This is a genomic window from Cellulomonas phragmiteti (assembly GCF_016862775.1).
Lineage (GTDB): Bacteria > Actinomycetota > Actinomycetes > Actinomycetales > Cellulomonadaceae > Cellulomonas > Cellulomonas phragmiteti.
The window spans coordinates 215,973-237,084 of record NZ_BONP01000002.1 but is presented as its reverse complement, the minus strand read 5'-3'; the positions used below and the strand labels follow the sequence as shown (position 1 = coordinate 237,084).

17 protein-coding genes are annotated in these 21,112 nt (G+C 68.7%); 14 read left to right on the top strand and 3 right to left on the bottom strand.

The genetic code is table 11. From position 1 onward, the window contains the following. Nucleotides 1–91 precede the first annotated feature (91 nt). The 4 genes from Cph01nite_RS02885 (at nt 92) to Cph01nite_RS02870 (ending at nt 5,290) form a co-directional block, all read left to right on the top strand. Complete coding sequence (locus tag Cph01nite_RS02885; RefSeq protein ID WP_203670909.1) at nt 92–475, top strand: cold-shock protein; 384 nt, start codon at nt 92–94, stop codon at nt 473–475. Between the two features lie 2 nt (nt 476–477). Next, entirely contained in the window at nt 478–1,392 is a 915-nt protein-coding gene (locus tag Cph01nite_RS02880) for a DUF3027 domain-containing protein (protein WP_203670901.1), read from the top strand. Continuing rightward, nucleotides 1,389–4,427: a sacsin N-terminal ATP-binding-like domain-containing protein gene (locus Cph01nite_RS02875; RefSeq protein ID WP_203670899.1), complete on the top strand. Its 3,039-nt coding sequence runs from the start codon at nt 1,389–1,391 to the stop codon at nt 4,425–4,427. Before Cph01nite_RS02880 ends, Cph01nite_RS02875 begins: the two co-directional genes overlap by 4 nt. A gap of 131 nt (nt 4,428–4,558) precedes the next feature. Continuing rightward, a complete protein-coding gene (locus Cph01nite_RS02870) occupies nt 4,559–5,290 on the top strand; it encodes a CAP domain-containing protein (protein ID WP_203670898.1) in 732 nt (243 codons plus the stop codon). A 6-nt stretch (nt 5,291–5,296) separates the two neighbouring features. Here the strand turns inward: Cph01nite_RS02870 and Cph01nite_RS02865 are convergent, their stop codons facing one another. Further along, a complete protein-coding gene (locus Cph01nite_RS02865) occupies nt 5,297–5,587 on the bottom strand; it encodes a DUF2530 domain-containing protein (protein ID WP_203670897.1) in 291 nt (96 codons plus the stop codon). Nucleotides 5,588–5,620: 33 nt separating this feature from the next. Then, a complete protein-coding gene (locus Cph01nite_RS02860; RefSeq protein ID WP_203670896.1) occupies nt 5,621–6,190 on the bottom strand; it encodes an arsenate reductase/protein-tyrosine-phosphatase family protein in 570 nt (189 codons plus the stop codon). Nucleotides 6,191–6,495: 305 nt separating this feature from the next. Here Cph01nite_RS02860 and Cph01nite_RS02855 point away from each other — a divergent pair, with 305 nt between their 5' ends. The 10 genes from Cph01nite_RS02855 (at nt 6,496) to Cph01nite_RS02810 (ending at nt 18,782) form a co-directional block, all read left to right on the top strand. Next, nucleotides 6,496–8,286 (top strand): DUF4012 domain-containing protein, encoded by a 1,791-nt coding sequence (locus tag Cph01nite_RS02855; protein ID WP_203670895.1) that lies wholly within the window; start codon nt 6,496–6,498, stop codon nt 8,284–8,286. A gap of 26 nt (nt 8,287–8,312) precedes the next feature. Then, nucleotides 8,313–8,906 carry a peptidase gene (locus Cph01nite_RS02850; RefSeq protein ID WP_239068989.1) on the top strand — a complete coding sequence of 198 codons (594 nt, stop codon included), beginning with the start codon at nt 8,313–8,315 and terminating at the stop codon, nt 8,904–8,906. 214 nt (nt 8,907–9,120) lie between these two features. Next, a complete protein-coding gene (locus Cph01nite_RS02845; RefSeq protein WP_203670894.1) occupies nt 9,121–10,698 on the top strand; it encodes a tyrosine-protein kinase domain-containing protein in 1,578 nt (525 codons plus the stop codon). Next, nucleotides 10,695–11,828: a glycosyltransferase gene (locus Cph01nite_RS19345; RefSeq protein WP_373307535.1), complete on the top strand. Its 1,134-nt coding sequence runs from the start codon at nt 10,695–10,697 to the stop codon at nt 11,826–11,828. Before Cph01nite_RS02845 ends, Cph01nite_RS19345 begins: the two co-directional genes overlap by 4 nt. Beyond that, complete coding sequence (locus Cph01nite_RS02835) at nt 11,825–12,775, top strand: glycosyltransferase (RefSeq protein ID WP_203670885.1); 951 nt, start codon at nt 11,825–11,827, stop codon at nt 12,773–12,775. Before Cph01nite_RS19345 ends, Cph01nite_RS02835 begins: the two co-directional genes overlap by 4 nt. Further along, a complete protein-coding gene (locus Cph01nite_RS02830; protein ID WP_203670883.1) occupies nt 12,772–14,058 on the top strand; it encodes a hypothetical protein in 1,287 nt (428 codons plus the stop codon). The genes Cph01nite_RS02835 and Cph01nite_RS02830 overlap by 4 nt, the downstream gene beginning before the upstream one ends. Beyond that, complete coding sequence (locus Cph01nite_RS02825; RefSeq protein ID WP_203670881.1) at nt 14,048–14,965, top strand: glycosyltransferase family 2 protein; 918 nt, start codon at nt 14,048–14,050, stop codon at nt 14,963–14,965. Before Cph01nite_RS02830 ends, Cph01nite_RS02825 begins: the two co-directional genes overlap by 11 nt. Before the next feature lie 221 nt (nt 14,966–15,186). After that, nucleotides 15,187–16,428: a Coenzyme F420 hydrogenase/dehydrogenase, beta subunit C-terminal domain gene (locus Cph01nite_RS02820; protein WP_203670879.1), complete on the top strand. Its 1,242-nt coding sequence runs from the start codon at nt 15,187–15,189 to the stop codon at nt 16,426–16,428. A 33-nt stretch (nt 16,429–16,461) separates the two neighbouring features. Next, the gene (locus Cph01nite_RS02815) at nt 16,462–17,538 is read left to right on the top strand and encodes a polysaccharide pyruvyl transferase family protein (RefSeq protein ID WP_203670870.1); all 1,077 of its coding nucleotides are present in this window, start codon (nt 16,462–16,464) and stop codon (nt 17,536–17,538) included. Further along, nucleotides 17,535–18,782 (top strand): lipopolysaccharide biosynthesis protein, encoded by a 1,248-nt coding sequence (locus Cph01nite_RS02810; protein ID WP_203670869.1) that lies wholly within the window; start codon nt 17,535–17,537, stop codon nt 18,780–18,782. Before Cph01nite_RS02815 ends, Cph01nite_RS02810 begins: the two co-directional genes overlap by 4 nt. 531 nt (nt 18,783–19,313) lie before the next feature. Here the strand turns inward: Cph01nite_RS02810 and Cph01nite_RS02805 are convergent. Further along, a complete protein-coding gene (locus Cph01nite_RS02805) occupies nt 19,314–20,813 on the bottom strand; it encodes a sugar transferase (protein WP_203670868.1) in 1,500 nt (499 codons plus the stop codon). Nucleotides 20,814–21,112: the final 299 nt, after the last annotated feature.

Here is a 21,112-nt window from a genome sequence, read left to right as displayed (position 1 = left end):
GGCACCGGAGGCAATGGACGTGCGCGGGCCGGTAGCCTGGTGACGGTCTGCGGGAGTGCTCGTGGACGTGCCCGGCGCTGAAGGAGTGGGAGTGCCCACCGGCAAGGTCAAGTGGTTCGACACCGAGCGTGGCTTCGGCTTCATCGCCAGCGACGACGGCGGTGAGGTGTTCCTGCACGCCTCGGCGCTGCCTGTGGGGGTCAGCGACCCCAAGCCCGGCACCAAGGTCGAGTTCGGGGTGGCGGACGGTCGACGTGGACCGCAGGCCCTGTCCGTCACCGTGCTGGACCCGATGCCGTCGGTCGTGAAGGCCAAGCGGCCTCCGGCGGACGAGATGGCCGTGGTCGTCGAGGACCTCATCAAGGTGCTCGACAAGATCGGCAACGACCTGCGCCGTGGCCGCTACCCCGAGGGTCAGCGCTCCGCCCAGTACGCCACGCTGCTGCGCGGCGTCGCCGACAAGCTCGAGGCCTGAGCGTGGCCGCCGTCAAGGACGCCGTGCTGGAGCGGGCCGTCGACCTCGCGCGCGAGGTCGCGCTCGAGATCGCGGAGGAGCCCGAGTACGTCGGGGAGTACCTCGGTGCCGTGCGCGAGGCGGAGCGGCTGGTGTCGCACCGGTTCGCCTGCACCGCCCGCGGGTACCGGGGGTGGGCGTGGACCGTGACGGTCGCGCGCGTGCCCCGGGGCCGCACGGCCACGGTCTGCGAGGCCGAGCTGCTGCCCGGCGAGGACGCGATCCTGGCGCGCACCTGGGTGCCGTGGTCGGAGCGGCTGCGTCCCGGTGACATCGGCGCCGGCGACGTCCTGCCGTTCCGTGCGGACGACCCGCGCCTGGAGCCGGGGTTCACGCCCACGGGTGACCCGGAGGTCGACGAGGTCGCGATCGACGAGCTCGCGCTCGCGCGCGTCCGCGTCCTGTCGCCGCAGGGCCGCGAGGAGGCGGCGCAGCGCTGGTACCGCGGGTCGCGCGGTCCGGCGACGCCGGGTGCGGTCGCGTCGGCCGCCGCGTGCTGGTCGTGCGGGTTCCTGGTGCCGTTGCAGGGGTCGCTGGGGCAGCTGTTCGCGGTGTGCGCCAACGAGTGGTCGCCTGACGACGGCAAGGTCGTGAGCCTGGACCACGGGTGCGGTGCGCACTCCGAGACGGACGTCGACCCGGTCCCCAGCGACTGGCCGGCGCCCGACCCGCTGCTCGACGAGAACGCCGTCGACGTCGTCGAGCGCGCGGAGCCCGTGGCCGAGGAGCCCGCTGCCGCGGAGCCCGCCGACGAGGAGCCGGCCGCCGAAGAACCGCAGGCTGCCGCGGAGCCCGAGGCCACTCCCGAGGCGGGGCCCGAGCCCACTCCCGAGCCCGCGCCCACGGACGCCGACGAGCGCCTGTCCGACGGGTCGTGACCACGGACGTCTTCGGCACGGCCGCCCTGCGCGGCGCGGTGCTGGAGGCGTGGCGGGCCTCGCCGGCACGGTTGCGGGAGGACGCCAACTCCGAGGAGGACCACGCCCGCGGGTACTACCGCGACCGGGTGCTGGTCGAGCTCGCGCAGAACGCGGCGGACGCGGCCACGCGCGCGGGCGTCGGGGGGCGGCTGCTGCTGCGTCTGGCGACGGCGGACGACGGGACGGCGGTGCTGGTCGCCGCCAACACCGGGGCACCGCTGGACGCGGCGGGGGTGGCGTCGTTGGCGTCGCTGCGCGCGTCGGCCAAGCGGGAGGCCGGCACGGGCACGGTCGGGCGCTTCGGGGTGGGGTTCGCGGCGGTGCGGGCCGTGTCCGACGAGGTGACGGTGTGCTCGACGTCGGGCGCGGTGCGGTTCTCGCTCGCGGACACCCTGCAGGTGCTCGAGGAGACGGCCGCGCAGGAGGCGGCGCAGGGCCGCAGCACGCTGGCGGACGAGGTGCGCCGCCGCGACGGCTCGGTGCCGGCGCTGCGGCTGCCGTGGCCCGCGCAGGGCCCGCCGCCGACGGGGTACGACACGGCCGTCGTCCTGGTGCTGCGCGACGCGGTGGTGCGTGAGGAGGTCCGCTCCCTGCTGGAGGCGGTCGACGACGTGCTGCTGCTGGCGCTGCCGGGCCTGGTGGAGGTGCTGGTGGACGTCGAGGGGGACGCGCCGCGCCGCCTGGCGGACGTCCACGACCGGTGGGACGTCCTGACAGCGGAGGGTGAGGTGCCGCTCGCGCTGGTGGCGGACCGCCCGGTCGAGCAGCGCGGGGCGCGCTCGTGGCGGGTGACGTGGGCGCTGCCGCGCGGTGGGGCGCCGGTGCCGCGGGTGGTGCACGCGCCGACGCCCACGGACGAGCCGTGCTCGTTGCCGGCGGTGCTGGTGGCGACGTTGCCGCTGGACCCGTCGCGGCGGCACGTGGTGCCGGGGCCGTTGACGGACGAGGTGCTGGCGCGGGCGGCGGACGCGTACGCGGAGCTGGTGGGCCGGGTGGCGGCCGCGGGGCAGGACGCGACCGCGCTGGTCCCCACGGGCCTGGCGGCGGGCGTGGTGGACGGTGCGTTGCGCGCGCGGGTGCTCGAGGCGCTGGTGCGGACGCCGATGCTGGTGCCGGCGTCACCGCAGGACCCGCTGGTGCCGCCGTTGCGGGCGACGACGGTGCGGGACCTGCCGGACGGTCCGGCGGCTGCGGCGCTGGGTGCGGTGGTCACGGGTCTGGTGCGGGTGCCGCCGTCGGGTGCGGCGGCGGTGCGGGCGCTGGGCGTCGAGGAGCGCACGCTCGCGGAGGTGGTCGACGACCTGCCGACGGGAGGTGAGGTGGACTGGCCGGCGCTGTACGACGCGCTGGACGCGGTGGCGCTGGACGCGACGGCCCGCGAGGGCCTGGCGGCGCTGCCGGTGCCGCTGGTGGACGGGCGGGTGGTGCGCGGCCCGCGCGGGGTGGTGCTGCTGGACGACGACGCCGCGGGCCTGGCCCCGGCGACGCTGGAGGCGTTGCGCACGTGGGGCCTGCGGGTGGCGGACCCGGGCGTGGTGCGTCCGCTGCTGACGCGCCTGGGGGCGCAGCGGGTGGACGCGGCGGCGCTGCTGGCGCACCCGGCGCTCCGGGCGGCGGTGCTGGGGCAGGCGGACGACGACGACCTGGAGCACGCGGCGGAGGTGACGGCCGCGGTGCTGGACGTCGTGGCGGCTGCGGGCGCGGTGCCGCCGGGCGCGGTGGGCTGGCTGGGCCTGCTGACGCTGGACGCGGCGGACGGTGAGCCGGCTCCGGCGCACGGGCTGGTGCTGCCCGGCGGGCCGGCGGCGCGGCTGCTGGACGACCGGGTGCTGGCGCCGGTGGCGGCGGACGTGGTGGAGCGCTGGGGCCGGGACGTCCTGGCGGCGGTCGGGGTGCGGGACGACCTGGTGGTGACGACGGTCCCGGACGTGGTGGCGGGCGTGGCCCCCGACGACGAGGGCGACGACGGTGCTGCGCTGGCGGCGGCGTCCCTGGACGGCTGGGCGGAGTACGTGGACCACCTGGCGGACGTGCTGGACGTCGGGGCGTACTGCGGGGACGTGGCGGCGGTCGCGGACCTCGACGCGGTGGACGACGCGTGCTGGCCGGACCTGCTGGCGCACCTGGCGGCGACGCCGGCGCTGCGGGCGGCGCTGGTGACGCCGGTGCGCGGCGAGGGGGCGACGGCCACGGGCCCGTCGTACACGGCGTGGTGGCTGCGCACGCGCGCGGACCTGCCGCTGCCGGAGGTCTTCGCGCTGCCGGGCGTGACAGGGCTGCCGGCGGCGCTGGTACCGCCGGTGCCGGACGTGCTGACGGGCCTGGACGCGGATGTGCTGCGGGCGCTGGGCGGTGTCGGGTCGCTGGCGGAGGTGCCGGGCGCGCGGTGGGCGGCGGTGCTGGAGCGGCTGGGGCCGGTGGGCACGGCGGTGCCGCTGGACGTGGCGGGTCACGTGTGGCGGGCGTGGGCGGCGGGCTCGGGCCCGGACGAGCCGCCCGCGGTGGTGGTGGCGCTGACGGCGCCGGGCGTCGCGCACGTCGTCGAGGACGCGGTGGTGGCGGACGACCCGCGGTGGTGGCAGTGCGCGGGTGCGGACGACGTGCCGGTGGTGCCGGTGCCCGTCGCCGGGCTCGGCGACGACCGGGCGGTGCGCGTCGCGGACCTGCTGGACCTGCCGCTCGCGTCGTCGCAGGTGGACGCGGACGTCGCGGGCGAGGGCGAGCCGGAGGACGTGCCCGACGCGCTGGGGGCGCTGCTGCCGGACGCCCCGGTGGTGTGGTGGCGGCACGACGACCTGCGGGTGGCCGGTGCGCCGGTCGGCTGGTGGGTCGTGGGGTCGGGGCCGGACGCGCAGCTCCACGCCGTGCACGTGGCGGGCCTGGCGGCGGCGCTCGCGTGGGCGGCGGGCCGGTGGGGTGCCCGCGGGGCGGTGGAGGCGCTGCTGACGGACCCGGACGACGGTGAGGCGGCGCTCGGCCTCGTGCTGGGATGAATGCCCCAGGAGGGGATGAACTTCCGATAAAGGTCACAGTCGGGTAACGTCCCCGTGTGCCCGAAGCCCGCCGCCGTGAGATCCGCCGCTGGCGCGCGCGTCGAGCCCATCGACGTCGCCGGGTGCGGCTGGTGGGGGCGGTCGGTGTCCTCGTCGTCGCGATGGCCGTGCTGCTCACCGCCGCACCCGGGGCGTACGCACCGTCCGAGCGCGCGACCCTTGCGCTGACGACGGGCGAGCTGGTCGGGCGCGTGCAGGACGTGGCGTCCCGCAACGGGGAGCGCAGCCCGGACCCCGAGCCGACGGAGCCGCTGCCGGCGACGAGCTCGGCGACGCCCGAGGAGGCCCCGCCGCCGGAGCCCGCTCCCGAGGCGGAGGCTCCCGCGCCGGCCGCACCCGCGGCCCCGGCCCCGGCAGCGCCTGCTGCCCCGGGTGGGGCGGCCGTCCCGGCGGCTCCGGCACCCGAGCCGCAGCCGGCGCGCCCCGCCGTCGTCACGGACAAGGGCGCGGCGATGGCCGCGGAGATCGTCACGCTGACGAACGACCAGCGCGCCGCCGCGGGGCTGCCGGCGCTGGGGGTGTCGGCGTGCGCGACGCAGCAGGCCGTGGACCGTGCGGCGCTGCTGGTGGCCGAGGGGCGGTTCGAGCACGACCCGCTGGGCCCGATCCTCGAGGCGTGCCGCTCGCGCACCGTGGGGGAGAACCTGTCGCTGGGATACGCGTCGGCGCAGGCCGCGGTCACGGGGTGGATGAACTCCCCGGGTCACCGCGAGAACATCCTGCGCTCGTCGTTCTCGCAGATCGGGGTGGGGTGCGTGCAGGGGCAGCGCGGGTGGCTGTGCGCGCAGGTCTTCCTGGGCTGAGGCGCCTCAGGCGGAGAGGTCGTCCTGACCGGGCCGGACCATCGCGCCCGAGCCGTCGGCCGCCAGGTGCCCGTTGCGCCGCGACCACCCGTACCCGATGACGCCGAGCACCACCCCGGCCGCGCACATGCACGGCCACGTGCCGGGCACGACGTCCCGCAGCCACAGCGCGCCGGTGACCAGCAGCGCGACCGCCCACACCGCGGTGCCGACGACCATGACGCGCGCGAGGTCGACGTCGATCGGCGGCGGCGGGGTGCGCTGCGGGTGCAGCAGGGTGGACAGGACGGTGGGCACGAGCCCGAGCGTAGCCCTGCGGTCGGCGGTTGCTCAGTGCCGCAACGCGGCGGCCAGGGAGTCGACGGCCGGGGCGAGCTCGTCGTACGACGCCCGGTAGACGGCCTCGGAGCCGCCGATGGGGTCGACGACGTCGTCCGGCCCGGCGCCCGCGACGTGCCGGACGCCGGCCGCCAGGGCGGGCAGGGCCCGCACCCGTGCGCCGGGCGTGTCGCCGGCGTCGTGCAGGGCCTGCGGGTCGACGTGCGCGACGAGCCGCTCGAGCTCGCGCAGCGTGAAGGTGCGCCGCACGGCCGCGGGCACCAGCTCGACGATCGCGGAGCGGTGCGTGCGGGTGAGCGCGATGACGAGGTCCGCCTCGCGGATGAGGTCGGCGGTGAGCTGCTGCGCCGCGAACCCGTCGGCGTCCGCGCCCGCGGCGGTGACCAGCGGGATCATCGGCGCGGAGACGGGGTGGCCGACCACCGCGTGCGTCCCGGCGGACGCGACCTGCACGTCGGTGCCGGCGAGGCGGGCTGCGAGCAGCCGCTCGACGGCGGGCGACCGGCAGATGTTGCCGGTGCAGACCGCGAGGATCCGTGCGGGGGTCTGGGTGGACGTCATGGCGTCCGATGATGCCCGATGACGCGCGGCGGACCGGCACGCGCGCCCGGGTTCGCTCCGATGGCGGATAGCATCGCCTGCGGATGCACCGGTGAGGGAACGCCCGGTGACCGTGGCGCGGGGGTGGAGGGGCGCGCGTGGCACATCCCGGTTGGGGACCGGAGTGGACGACGCAGCAGATCCCTGTCGTGCCCGAATCGTCCGTGAAACGACGGGTTTCGACGCCGCAGCGTCCGAGCGGCAAGCCAGGGCGCCGCAAGCGGCCGCCCCGCACACCTGCGCGAAACCGACGGGGGCGTCAGGACATGTCGACCGTGACGATGGTGCGCAACGCGCACCCGCACCGCCGTGCCGTGTGGCTGACGGCGATCGGCCTGGCGTTCGTCCTCGGGGCGTCCGTCGCGTGGCTCGGGTGGTCGGCGATGGAGGCGCGCGACGCGCTGCTGGCGGCGCGCAACGAGGTGGGCCAGCTGCAGGAGCAGGCGCGGCTGGGCGACGTCGAGGCGGCGCGCGCGACGTTGGCGGACGTGCAGCGGCATGCGTCGGTCGCGCGCGAGCGCACGTCGGGGCCGTTGTGGGCGCTGGTGGGTGCGGTGCCCGAGGTGGGACCCAACGTGCGGGCGGTGCGTGCGGTGGCCGAGGCGATCGACGAGCTGGCGAAGCACGCGCTGCCGCCGCTGGTGGAGGCGACGGCCCTGGTGGACCCGGCGGCGCTCGCGCCCGTCGACGGCCGCATCGACGTCGCGCCGCTGGCTGCGGTCGCCACGCAGATCGCCGCCGCCGACACCGCCGTGCGCGCGTCGCTGCAGCGCATGGAGGACGTGCCGACCGACGGGCTGATGGACATGGTCGCCGAGCCGGTGGTGCAGCTACGCGGGCAGCTGGCCGAGGTGAGCGCGGACACCGCGACGGCGTCGCGCGCGGCGGCGCTGCTGCCGCCGATGCTCGGGGCCGACGGCCCGCGGGAGTACCTGGTGCTGGTGCAGAACAACGCGGAGCCGCGTGCCACGGGCGGCATCGCCGGTGCGGTGCTGCTGCTGCGGGCCGAGGACGGGCGCATCGAGGTGCTGGAGCAGCGGCGCGGCGGTGAGCTCGCCGGGCTGCCGGAGCCGGTGGTCATGTTGAGCGAGGCCGAGCAGGGCCTGTTCGGACCGCTGCTGGCCACGGACATGCGCGACGTGAACTTCACGCCCGACTTCCCCCGGTCCGCGCAGATCGCCCGGGCCGTGTGGGAGGGACAGGTCGGCGGTGCGATCGACGGTGTGATGTCGGTGGACCCCGGTGCCCTGTCGCTGGTGCTGGGCGCCACCGGCCCAGTGAGGCTGCCCGATGGGACAGCGCTGACGTCGGACAACGTGGCCGCCGTGCTGCTGAACGAGGTGTACCTCGAGATCGAGGACCCGGTGCAGCAGGACGAGTTCTTCGCCTCGACGGCTGCCACGGTGTTCAGCGCCGTCGCCGGGGGGCAGGGTGACAGCGCCGGTGTGGTGGATGCGCTGGCGGAGGCCGCGCGTCAGGGCCGGCTCATGGTGTGGTCGGCGGACGAGGACGAGCAGGCGCGCCTCAGCGGCACCGTGCTCTCCGGGGAGCTGCGCGGGCGGGTCGCGGACGAGGCCGTGGTGGGGCTGTACCTCAACGACGGTACGCAGGCCAAGGTCGGGTACTACCTGCAGGCGGACGCGACGATCGAGGCTACGGAGTGCCTGGCGGACGGGTCGCAGCGCGTCCGGGTTAACGCCGAGTTCACCTACACGCCGCCACAGAACGTCCTCGACCTGCCCGAGTACCTGCTGGGTCTCGACGGCATCGTGCCCCTCGGGGACTTTCGGACAAACGTCCTGATGTACGTGCCGGCCAACGGATTCTTGGCGGATCTGCGGGTGAATGGTGAGTCCGTCCCGGTCTACGCGCAGGTGCACGACGGACTGACCGTAGCCGCCCTGACCTGGACATTTACCCCAGGCCAGACGTACACGCTGCAGGCTGACCTCACGACCGGAACGGGACAAAGTGGTGCAGTCCGGCTGCGGACCACCCCACTCGCTGGAAGTTTCCATCATGTGACATCGGTTTCCATGTGTGGCGATGGCGTATAGCCTCACTCTTGCTGGTAGGTGAGCTCGTGTCACACTTGCCGCACACCACGCAGTCTTCCGGGGGAGTCAGACGAATGAAGATCAGCCGCTTGGTCGCCACGGCCACCATCGCAGGCGCACTCGCGCTCGCGCCGACTGCCGCGTTCGCCTATGGCGCGGCCGACTACACCAACGTCGGGTCTGTGTCCACGGCGTCGCCCGTCATCGGGCAGAGCATCACGATCACGGTCGTGGGCCCGATCAACGCACCGGTCAACCTGACCATCACGTCGAACTCGGCAACGGTCTCGGACGCCGCGATCTCGATCGCCGGCACCCGGACGCTCCAGAAGATCACCGACGCCACCGGCACGGCCGTCTTCACCGTCACGCTCGCGCAGGCGGGCACCTTCACCGCGATCGTGACCGACGCGACCTCGGGTGAGGTGCTGAGCACGCAGACACTCTCGGTGGTGGCGGCCCCGGGCACCTCGCCCTCGGCGGTTGGCTCCGGCAGCGGTCAGCTCAGCGCGACCGGCTCCAACGCCCTCCCGATCGCGCTCGGCGCCGGCGCGCTGCTCCTGGTCGGTGCCGGCGGAGTCGTCTACGCGAACAAGCGTCGTCAGGGCGCGAACGTCTGACAGAGCACCAACCAGAGTCGGACGGCTTAGGGGTGACTGTCCATCACTCCACGTGGAAAGACCTTGGCGGCACTTCGCCAAGGTCTTTCTACACGTACGGGCAATCTCTGTCTTGCGTGTCGGCCGCTCGAGCGGTGGCAGCGCATAGGTCTCCCTGAGCAGCAGCTCGGGAACTGCTCATGCGTACCACGATCGAGCCAAGCGAGAGTTGAACATGGAACTGAGCGACTACCTGGCGATCGCAAGGAAGCGATGGGTTTCGATCGGCGCGCTGAGCATCGCCGGCCTGGCTGGAGCCCTGGGCGTCAGTCTCTTGACAACGCCTGTCTATACAGCTACGACGCAGCTATTCGTATCGGTGCAGGGCGGCGGCTCGAGCAGCGACATGCTTCAAGGAGCAAACTTCACGCGGCAGCAAGTTGCGTCGTATACGCGTATCGTCACGAGTCCGCTCGTGCTGGGACCGGTTATTGACGACCTGGGTTTGGGCATACGCGCGAGCGAACTCGCCCAGAACATCACGTCCGAGTCGCCCCTGAACTCCTCACTTGTCAACATCAGCGTGTCGGATCCCTCACCGGCCGTGGCAGCCGCGCTCGCGAACGCCGTCGCAGCGGAGTTCCGTGACGTCGTCGCCGAGTTGGAACGGCCGACAGATGGAAGCCCGTCTCCGGTGAAGCTGACTGTCGTGAGGGATGCGGCTGCCCCCATTTCGCCGTCATCGCCAAAGACAGGAACGAACGCCGCACTCGGCCTCCTTGTCGGTCTAGCAATCGGCATTGGCACCGCACTTCTCCGCGAGATTCTGGACACCAGCATCCGATCAGAGTCGACGGTGGCGCAGGTCACGGATACCGCTGTCGTCGGGGTCATCGCGCATGACGAGAGCGCGACATCACGCCCACTCATCGTCCAGTCCGATCCACATAGCCCTCGCGCCGAGTCGTTCCGCAGGCTTAGGACGAATATCCAGTTCCTCAACGTCGGCAGCAGGCCCAGTTCCATCGTTGTCACTTCGGCCGTGCCTGGCGAAGGAAAGTCGACGACGACGATCAACTTGGCAATCGCTCTCGCCGAGGCGGGGAGCCGTGTGGTTCTCGTCGACGCAGACCTGCGGCGGCCAGCTGTGGCCAAGTACCTCGGACTTGAGGGCACCGCGGGTCTCACAACCGTCCTGATCGGACGGGCAACAGTATCGGATGTCGCGCAACCCTGGGGGAATGGAATGCTCCACGTCATTCCATCGGGACAGATTCCTCCCAACCCCAGCGAGCTCCTCGGATCGCGCGCAATGTCGGTACTGGTTGACGGCCTGGTGAACGAATACGACATCGTCCTGATCGACACGCCCCCTCTGCTTCCCGTCACGGACGCGGCTGTCGCGTCGAAGTGGGCTGGCGGCGTCCTGGTCGTGGTCGGATCTGGCAAGGTGCACCGCAATCAATTGACCGAGGCGTTAGGGGCTTTGGAGACGGTGGGCGCTCACACCCTCGGCATCGTGGTGAATCGCGAGCCGCGCAAGCGCGCGAGCTCCTACGAGTACTACAGATACTCGTCTGACGAGCGCGGAAAGGGTCGCGGCGCGTCTGAGAAGAGCAATCCAAGGGTGCCGCTCGAAGGGCCCGCGTCTCACGGCTCGGCGACGCGCAAGACCGGAGCGATCGACGTGGTTCGCGCAACTCAGACTGAGGCACCGGCGGCATGGCCCGCTACAGGTCTGTCCGAGGATCTGCTGGCGGAGGAGCGTGAAGGGCTTCCCCCGCAGCACCTGCGCGGGGAGAGGCACAGGTGAAGAACTATCGGTCGGTAGGCACAGCCCAGCAGCGGGTTCAGGTGAGCGACGGGGCCAGCGATGTGAGGACCGTTCTCCATGTAGTCGAGTCCTTGGCTTCCGGTGTGTCATCCGCCTTAGAGAGTTACCTGGAGTGTCTGCCCGGGTATCGCCACGTGATCGTGGGGCACCGCCGACCCGGGCACCACGTGGGGGATGCGCTGGCCGAGCGTTTCACCGTGGTCGAGATGCCTGCGTCGCTCGCGAAACAGCCAGCAGCTTATGCACGCGCGATACGAACGTTCCGACCGACCTTGATTCACGCCCATTCGTCCTGGGCGGGAACGTATGGTCGAGTCATCGCGCAACTTTCTGGGACGCCGGTCGTCTATACCCCGCACTGCTACTCGTTTCTTCGGACAGACGTCAGTCGGGCCGCGCGCTTGGCCTTCACTGTCGCCGAGTTCAGTCTCGCACGCCTCACCAACGTGTTCGTCACGGCCGGTCCAGCAGAGACAGCGGAGACGAGACGGCTCCGGCGACGGGCTGTGGTGTATGAGGCGACGCCGGCTATGAGCAACTCAGCGTTCCAAGAGATCGCGTCCGCGCGTTTGGTGGCAGCCGGTAACGAACCCACGTGGGACATCGCAACATCAGGTCGCGTGTGCCACCAGAAGGACCCCGAGCTGTTCGCCCGAACGGTGGAAGAACTGCACCAGATGGGGTGGCGGGGTCGCGCGGTGTGGATCGGGGGTGGCGATCCAATTATCGAGAGCCGCTTGCGTTCCGCAGGAGTTGAGGTGACGGGCTGGGTCACGAGGGCACAAGTACTTGAAAACCTTGGGCGTGCTCGGACATATGTACACACCGCGGCGTGGGAGGCGGGGATCCCCTACTCGGCGGTGGAGGCGGCGGCAATCGGCCTACCGGTGGTTGCGAGAGCTATCCCGTCCCTGACTGACCGGCCAGGGGTGCATCTCTTTGATACACATCATGATGGGGCCGCGAGGATTATGGAGCTCCTGCACGGCACCATTAATGGGACGGACTCGAAGATCGACTCCGCGGCTCTCTCCGGGGAACTGTGGAAAAATCGACAGCGCGAGGCGCTTGAACAAGCATATGAGCACGCTTCGCGGAACAGGTCATGAAGACGGTCTCGATCGACGAGGCATCCTCCGCAGGGGACGAGAGTCAGTATGGCACGACGACCATTGGTTTTGCTGTCGTCAACTACCACACGTCGCCGCAGGTGGAGGCTCTGCTGAACTCACTCGCTGGAAGGTGGCCGACCGATTCAATAACTGTGATCGTCGACAACTCGTGCAGCAAGGTTGAGGCGACGCGTCTAGAACACCTACGGAATAGGTTCGGGTCCGGCCAGAATCGTATAGAGGTCGTGGTGAGCGGCCGGAACGGCGGATACGCCGCTGGAAACAATATTGCGATTCAGAGGCTGCTGGCGATGAACGCGGACGTGGTATGCGTCCTCAATCCCGACGTTCGTGTCGTGGGCGGGGATCTTGCAGCGCTTGCGCAGATCGCCGACACGGAAACGGCGGTCCTGTACGGAGCCGCAACAGATACTGCGTCCGGAAGGAGAGTGTCTGGATTGGCAGAGCTCCGACCTTGGACCTGCCGTACTCGGATCCTAGATCGTCTCAATGAGTCTCGACAAGGGAGCCTCCGTTTCCCGCTGGGCTACTTCATGTGCGCATCGAGCAGCACCTGGCGTCGTGTTGGTGGTCTCTCTGAGGACTACTTTCTTTATTATGAGGAACCTGACCTCGCGGCGCGTGGGGAGCGGCTCGGTCTCATCGTCAGCTCGTTCGAGGACGTCGTGGTCATGCACGACCAAGGCGCAGCGACCGCCAGTGGCGAGCGGCAGCGCGATCGAAATCGCGCCACCCTCCTCCACGTTTCACGAGGCGCAACGATCTTCGCCTGGAAGCACCGCCGCCGGTACCTGCTGACGACCCTGACAGCGCGAGTCGCGCTCGCGCTGTCCCTTCTGGCCACCGGTGCCTTCGGAGCGGGTTTCGCGGTCCTACGCGGCGTTGGCGCAGGGATCTGGTGGATCGTGAGGCGGTCTTCATGATTCTGACGCAGATCCTGCTACTGATCCTAGTGACCGCGGGTGCAGGCCTGATCTTGCGGGCGCGCGCGGGTCCGGCGTCCATCATCGTCCTGCAGACGGTCACGTCTGTGTCGGGACTGGCCACTCTGAGCACACAAGGAGTAATTGGCTGGGACCTTGTCGTAGCTTATGGCGGCGGACTTGTCGCGCTGCTTGTGGCGAGGTTGATTGTGGTCGCGCGCCGCCGGGATCCGGCTCTGGCACGGCGGATCACCACCGACCCGCTTCCCGAGCGCGTCGTGTGGGCGATCGTTCTGACCGCCGGCGTACTTGCGATGTATCACCTGGCGGTGGGCGGCATTGCGTTGTTCTCCGACCACGTGGAACGGCAGCGATTCGATTTCACGTCGTCTGGACTGTTCGGGATCCCGGGCAGGATGTTCCTCTTCGGCGTTGACCTGGCGTGGGTGCTGGCCACGGTGAACGCCGCCGCGCGGGGGACGAGGTGGCGGTCGAGTCGTCCGTGGGTCACAGCGACAGCGGTGCTCTTGGTGACGACCCTACTGTCGGGCTTCAAAGGACAGTTCTTGTCAGTGGTCGTCCTTGCGGCGTTGACATGGAGTTTGCTGTCGAGCAAGGCTCCCCGCATCGGCACCCTTGCCAGGCGTTTCTGGATACTTGTTGTGGCAGGTGTCGCCTATCTTTTTGCGACGGCGCTGCTGTACCCCTCCTATAACGATGGCTCCGACACGGTGGTCGGAAAACTCTTGGCGCGCTTCACTACCGTCTCTGCCGAGCCGAGGGCTCTGGCAATGACCCGCTCGGTGGGCCCGCTACCGGAGAACCTGTTCGTCAATGACATCAAGTACTATCTGGAGCGGTACTTCAACATACCGGGTGATGCATCGTTCTCTTTTGAACGGATGGTTTCCGCTGCAATAACTGGTGTCGACCCGGCATCCGCCGCTTGGACGACGCCCGTTACGGTGGGAGGGTTTGCCGAGTTTAGTTATGCGTGGGGCGTCGGTGTCGCAGTCTGTGGATTCTTCGCTCTTGGCCTTGTCTTGGGGCGCATTGAAGCGAGCAAACCGAGAACGGTGATCAACGTCGTGGTGAACATTACGTTGGTCCTCGCGATCCAGTCCTTCATCGCGAAGGGTGGCGCTATCTACAACATTCTCAACTGGGCGGCGGTGGCTGTGATGCTGGCCGGCGTCGGGGCAGTCGTTGGCCTGCTGGGGCGGGGAACGGCCTCTTCCAGTCTGGCCGTTTCTGAGAAGGGTCAGGTCGCGAGTGTCCGGTGATACGCCCAGAGTCTCCGTCGTCATCCCTACCGTTGGTCGCCCTGAGCTATCTGAGGCGGTGACCTCTGCGCTATCTCAGACGTTACCGCCAACGGAGATCTTGGTGTGTGCCGATACGAGTGATCCGATTGAGGTTCCCGATCATCCATCGGTCAGGATCCTCCGGGTGGGCCCCGGTGCTGGTGGCAACGCGGCCCGAGATGCGGGGATCCGAGCGGCCGCCGGCAATCTGATCGCCCTACTGGACGATGACGATGTCTGGCATGACGGCAGGCTCGAGACCCAACTGAACGCCATCCGATCGGCCGGCCTCCACGACCACGACGCCTGGATCGCGTCGTGCTCAGTGCAAGTGTCGCGCTCAGGACAATTCGTGGATGTATGGCCGCACGACGTCTACGACGAGGTCAGACCGCTTGCGGAGTACCTTTTTGCACGGACGGCAGCTCGTGGTGGCACGGGCTTTATCCAGGCGTCCACCTTGTTGTTCCCGCGTTGGCTCGCGCTGGACGTCCCGTTTGATGCAGGTTTGCGATTTCACCAGGATGTGACGTGGCTCCTTGAGACAGTCCGTCAGCACTCGCGGCTTCGAATTCTGCAGATCAAGGCTCCACTAGTCGTGTATCGAGTGGGGGCCGCATCAGTCTCTTCTGCAATTCGCGCCGACGCGTCGACAGAATGGGCGCTGGAGTACGTCTCCCGGCACAGTAGACGCGCCCTTGGCGATTTCCTGCTGACGCAACCGGTGTACTACGCGCGCGCGGGTGGAAATCTGCCCGCGGCGCTCCGCGCCGTACGGCTGGGCATCCGTCGCGGCCGGCCGAGCGCCAGCGCTGTTGCGTACGCTTTCTTCACCGTTGGCCGGATCGTCGTTGATCGCTCCTTCGGCCATATGGCTCGCGCATGACGGTCTTCACCCCTCAACCATCGGAGGACATCGTGCAAGGTGGAATTGAAGACGTCGTAGCGCGCGGTATCTGTGTTGGTTGCGGCGCATGTGGTGTAGCAACGTCTGGTGCGATATCGGTCCCACTGACGCGTCGGGGCACGTATGAGGCGGACCTGGGGGGCGTGGATGATTCCGCGATCGCCATCGGATCCAGAGTATGTCCGTTTTCGGATCACTCGATGAACGAGGACCAGATAGCAGATGCCAAACTCGTGGATGCGTCGCAGCACGACAGTGCGACTGGACGCTATATATCGATTGGCGCGGGTCGTCGAAAGTTCGCCTCGGACGAAGATGTCAAGGGCGTAACTTCGGGTGGATTGACGACCTGGCTCACGCAAGAACTTATGACGCACGGCCTGGTCGACGGAGTGATCCAGGTGGGCGAGTCACAAGACAGCGGCAGACCTATGTTCTCGTACCAGATCTCGGAGAGCGCCGAGGAGGTGCGGGCCGCGCGAAAGTCGCGGTATTACCCTGTAAATTTCGCTGATTCGATGGCGTCAGTTCGGGGAAATGGGAAGACATATGCGTTCGTAGGCGTCCCGTGCCAGGTGCGTGCTGCTCGCTTGGTGTGCGAGGAAGACGTCGTGCTGCGCGAGCAGATCGTGTACTTCGTCGGCATCGTCTGCGGCCACATGAAGTCGGCTGCGTACGCTGAGTCGTTGGCGTGGCAAGTCGGGGTGCCGCCTTCAGAGCTCGACACCGTGGACTTCAGGATAAAGCGGCAGGGCACAAATGCCCGCGAGTACCAGTTCGGAGCGAAGGCAGTGCGGTCCGGCGAGATGCGCGTCGCGGACACGGGTTCACTAGTAGGCGGAAGCTGGGGGCATGCGGTTTTCCAACTTGGTGCATGTGACTACTGCGATGACATATTTGCCGAGACGGCGGATGTGGTGTTCGGCGACGCGTGGCTGCAACAATACGAGCGGGACTGGCGTGGTACGAACATCGTTATCACAAGGAATCTCGAGATCGATCGGATACTCAAAGACGGGGTGGCGCGCTCGGAGATCGAACTTGACGGCCTGACCCCTGCGCAGGCAGCTTCTAGTCAGGCGGGCAACTTCCGCCACCGTCGGCAAGGTCTCGCCGTTCGACTCGCTGATGACCTGGCGGCTGGACGCTGGGCGCCGCGCAAGAGGGTTGCGCCCGACGTCAACGCGGCGCCGCCGCGACGCGTGGCGCTGATCCGGGCGCGGCGAGAGATTTCGCGCGTCAGTCACGATCTCTTTGCTCAAGCAGTCGATTCCGGTTCGCTGGCGCTCTACATCGAGCGCATTCGACCGTATATTGCGCGTCATGACCGGTACGCTCGCTCGCCATGGTCGAAGTTGAGGACGCTCAGGCAGCTGGGTTTCCGTCGGTCGTTTAGCCGTATCGTCGGCCGCGTGGCAAAGATGGTATCCGCCCGGGTTTGAGCACGTGTTGGGTAGACCAAGTGGAGGCAGGGAATGAATCGCACGTTCGTCGCGCTGGGTGGGGACTTCCCAAATATCGGTGATGCTGTTATCAGAAGGGTTACGCTCTCGTGGGTTCGGAGCACGGAGCCCGTGGATGCGTTTCTCGCGACGGCGCCTGATGCGTGGCTCGAGCAGGTCGGTATCAAAGCCGGAGACCGGGTGTACCGTGGCAGGCGTTCATCACTTCGTTGGGTGAAGGAACTTCTGCTTTCACGAGGTCGCCCGTTGCTGATACACGAGCCCGGCGAGGTGGCGCTCGATCGGCAGGCGTTCATTCGGGAATGTGTGCTCTTGACCGCGTGCGTGGTAGCAAAGATCAAGCGCGGTCGTGTGGTGTTCCCGCCGCGATCGGTGGCGAGGCGAAAGGAGGCTCGACCGTGGGGGCCCACTCGGTTCGTCCACAGGACCGCGTGCCGCGTCGCGGATGCAGTTTACTGGCGCGAGCCGTCGAGCCTTGTGACGGTGGGCATTGGGGAGCTGGCGCCCGACGTCTGCTTCGGCGCGGACATCAGAGAGGGACTTCAGCCGGGTGCCAGGAAGACCATCGGAGTAAGCCTCCGCGGAAGCCGGCCGCTGCCGTCCGCCGAGTGGTTTGAAGGCTTGAAGCGCGCGGCTGATCGACTGGGTGCGGTGATCGTGCCATTTGCCCAAGTAGAGTCAGATCAGCGTCGCGCTGCCGAGCTGGCTGAGATGTTTGAGGTGCAGCCGCTTCCCTGGAGCAGTGACCTCCTCGCTCATGAGGAGGCGCTGCGTCGACTCTACGACGGTGCAATTTCGATCGTCTCTGACAGGCTCCACGTGCTGATCATCGGCTCGCTGTCGGGGGCGGTGCCCATCGAGCTTGTTCCGCGCCCAGCCGAGAAGGTGGCGAGGCACTTTCATCAGGTGCGCATAGATGACATATCGCACGATTCGTCCAACATGTCGGCGTCGGACGTGGAAAAGACGGTGCTGGCGGCTCAGGATCGCGGTACCGAAGTGCGTCTCGCTGTGTCAGCCGCGAACGGCGAGGTGCGTCGCGTTGCGGCTAGGGTTCGATCGTGGCAGGGGTCCGGGCGCCAGTCGTGAGGAAGCCTGCGCTATGGCTGGTCGCCGGTCAGGTGATCGGCCAAGTGCTGATGCTCTCAGCACTCCCGTTCTTGACGCGCCTGTTGGCTCCGGGCGTCCTGGGGAACTATCTGGTCGCCAACGCGTTCGCCCTGATGCTGCAGCCGGTCGCGTCGCTGCGGGTTGAGTTCCTCATACCTATCGCGGGCTCCCCGAGCGCTGTGGATGCTCTTGTGCGGCGGGGCCGCCTCGCTTCGTTGGGGACCGGTGTCGTGGTGGCGCTCGCCGGCTGGATATGCACCTGGGCTGGTGCTGATGCGGTGGGCCACATTGCGCTGCTGACGGCTCCCCTTTCTTCGTTGTACGGCCTGTTCGCCATCGAAAATGCGGTGCTGATACGCAGGAGGGCCCTAGGTCGACTAGCAGCGCGCAACGCGCTCGGTGGCGCCCTCACCGCTGTTCTACAGGTAGCGTTTGCGTTTGTTAGTGCCACGGCGCTTGCTGTAGTTGCTGCTGCTGTGCTCGGTCGGGGGGCTGCCGTCCTGGTGACGGGGATGCGTAGCGGCGGGCATGATCGAGCACCCGGCACTTCGGCTCCGGAAGGCCTGGCACAGTATGGGGGGCGCCGCGCTTTCGAGGTCATATCGGTGGGACTACTGTCCACGGCGACGTTGCAGGTACTGACGGTGATGATGGCGTTCCTGTTCGGTCCGGTCTCAGCCGGCCATGTCGGAGCTTCTGTTCGGCTGGCAGGCGCGCCAATGGGACTGCTCGGACAAGGCCTCAGCCAGGTGGTGCAAGCGGGGGTGAGCCCGATCCTCGCTAGTGGTGAACCTCGACTGAAGCTTGCGGTCCGCAGGCTCGCGCTAAGGCTGTCGTTCGGAGCGCTGGTCGCGGCTCCGGTTGTGGGAGTGGGCGGAGGTCTTCTTGCGCCGCGTCTCTTAGGGCCTGGTTGGGAGCAGTCGGGCGCCATCATCGCCCTGCTTGCCGCGCCGTTCGCAGGCCAACTCGTGGTTGCACCTCTGAACCCGGTCCTGGTGATGATAGGTAGGGAGCGAATCCTCCTGGTCGTGCAAGGTGCGCGACTGGTGATGAGCGTGATCGCTACCGCCGCCGCTGCCGCCCTCACTGGGTCTGTGCTCTATGCGGTGGCTTCATTTGGTGTCGCGACCATGATCGCCTATGTTCTGACGATCTGGATTATCCTGCGGGAGACCAAGCGTTACGATGCAGCTATCGAGGGCACTGACGACTCCAGTCCGTAGGTCTTCGGCGTGGATGCGACGCTCTGTGTGCACGACGGGAAGTCCGGATTGCTGGTTGGACGACGCCCGCTCGCACGGGACGCACACCAGTCATCCGCCTGCTCTGCTCGTGTGACAGATGTGCGGCGGCAGCCGACGGCGCTCCTGCCCGGAGCTCGGCGGATGCGCACGCGAGCGGCTCGGGATCCTGGTGTACTTCCTCGCGCGCCCTCGTGGTCGACCTGACGTGGCGCTCGTGGTCGAGGCTGCCCCGCCGTGGACCGAATGTGGCCACTGCGACCCTGGGCAGCCGCTGATGCTTTCAGCGGAGCAGGTTTCCCTGTCGTGAGGCTGACTAGCGCGACCCAACGGCGTCAGTCCCGCGAGCCTCCGTCTCGCTACCTGTCGTGGTCGCTTCGTGGCCCGGTAGTTGCTCGTGCCGGTCGACGCTGGCTGCGACGGGTATTGCTGGCGCTCGTTGTGCTTCAGTTTCCACGCTGGGCAGGTGAGAAGCCGTAGGTCTCGAGCCTCCGCTCCTGCAGACGGCCATGGTTATCGGGCGCCGTCACCAGCGACCATGGCGCGGGCTGTTCGTACGAGAATGAGCACGTCACCGAAGAGGGTCCAGTTCTCCACGTACGAGACGTCGAGGCGCATAGCGGCTCGCGGATCGAGATTGGATCTCCCCGAGACCTGCCACAGCCCTGTGAGGCCAGGCTTGACCAAGAGCCGCCTATGGGCAGCGCGGTCGTAGGTTGCCACCTCGGCGGCGATCTGGGGCCGTGGCCCGACCAGGCTCATGTCGCCCCGCAGCACGTTGAGGAGCTGGGGCAGCTCGTCGAGCGAGTAGCGCCGCAGCACACGCCCGATCCGGGTGACACGAGGGTCGTTCTTCGGCTTGTAGAACGCTCCGACGCTGTCGACACCCTCGGCGGCGAGCACCTCGGCCAGCCGGTCGTGGGCGCCCACCTGCATGGAGCGGAACTTCAGCATCCGGAAGGTGCGGCCGTCCTTACCGATGCGCTCCTGCGCGTAGAACACCGGCCCGCGGCTGGTGGTCTTGACCAGCAGCGCGAGGACCAGCAGCACAGGGGAGATGAGGGCCGTGATCGCGGCTGCACCCACCCAGTCGAACAGGGACTTGACCACGTACTTGGAGCCACGGAACTGGGGCGCGTCCACGTACATGAGCGGTAGACCGTTCACGGGCTGCATGAGGACGCGCGGGCCGGCCACGTCGGTGAGGGCGAGGGTGAGGGCCAGGTCGATGCCGGTCCCCTCGAGGTCCCACCCGAGGCGGCGCACCGCATCGCCCGTCATGGCGTCGGAGCCGGTCACGGCTACGGCCGCTACCCGGTGGCGCTTGGCGATCTCGGCAGCCTCGGTGTGGGTGCCCAGCACCGGCACTCCGTCGATGTCCTTGACCATGGGCCCGACAGTGTCTGGCAAGCACACCCCGACCACGCGGTAGCCCGCCCGGGGGTTGCGGTGGAAGTCCTCGATGAGCGTCGCGGCCTTGTGCCACGGACCGATGACGAGCACGGGGCACTGGTCCAGGCCGGCGTCGCGGTGGCGCTGCAGCAGCCTGCGCCACGCAGCACGGCTCGTGAGCAGCAGCGCCAGACCCAGCGGTGCGGCAATGCCGAGGTAGCCGCGGCCGATCTCCATGCGGAAGAGGAAGGCGACGACCGCGACGCCGGCGAACAGGTGCCACGTCACCTCGAACAACCGGGAGTACTCCGCCGGGCCCGCGCCCATCAGGCGGCGGTCGCGCGTCCGTCCCATCGTCAGCACGGTGAACCATGCGAGGAAGAGGATGACGGACACGGCGAGGTAGCTGGGGGAGAACTCCCCGGAGACGTACGCCTGGCCGTCCAGCGGGAACCGCACCGCGTAGGCCAGGCCCACGGCGATCGCGATCGCCAGGGCGTCGGTGATGGCGACGCGCTGGGCGTGTGCCGTCGCCCAGGTCGATGTGCTGGTGTCGAGTGACTCGGTGGCTCGCCGTGCGTGAGTCGGTGCGAGAGCGCGTGCATGCGTGGTCGACGTCATTCGATGTATCCCCCGGGTGTGGCGGCCAGCATTGCTAGCCCGTCGGACGCTAGCATCGGCGACTTGACAATTCGAGGCCCTCGTCACCCCTCGAAACCCGGACAATCGGCTCATTCAGCGCGTCGCCGCAGGTCAGGAGCCACTCCCGGGTGACAGCTCCCGGAGATAATTAACCTTTGGGACATCTGTTCAGTCGTCCATATGTTCATGGACAAGCGTCCTGAAAATGGACGCGGGTGGCGCGGCAGAACCCGCCCCGGGGCGCTACTCGCAGCGCCCCGCGCGCCGCCTGGTCACGG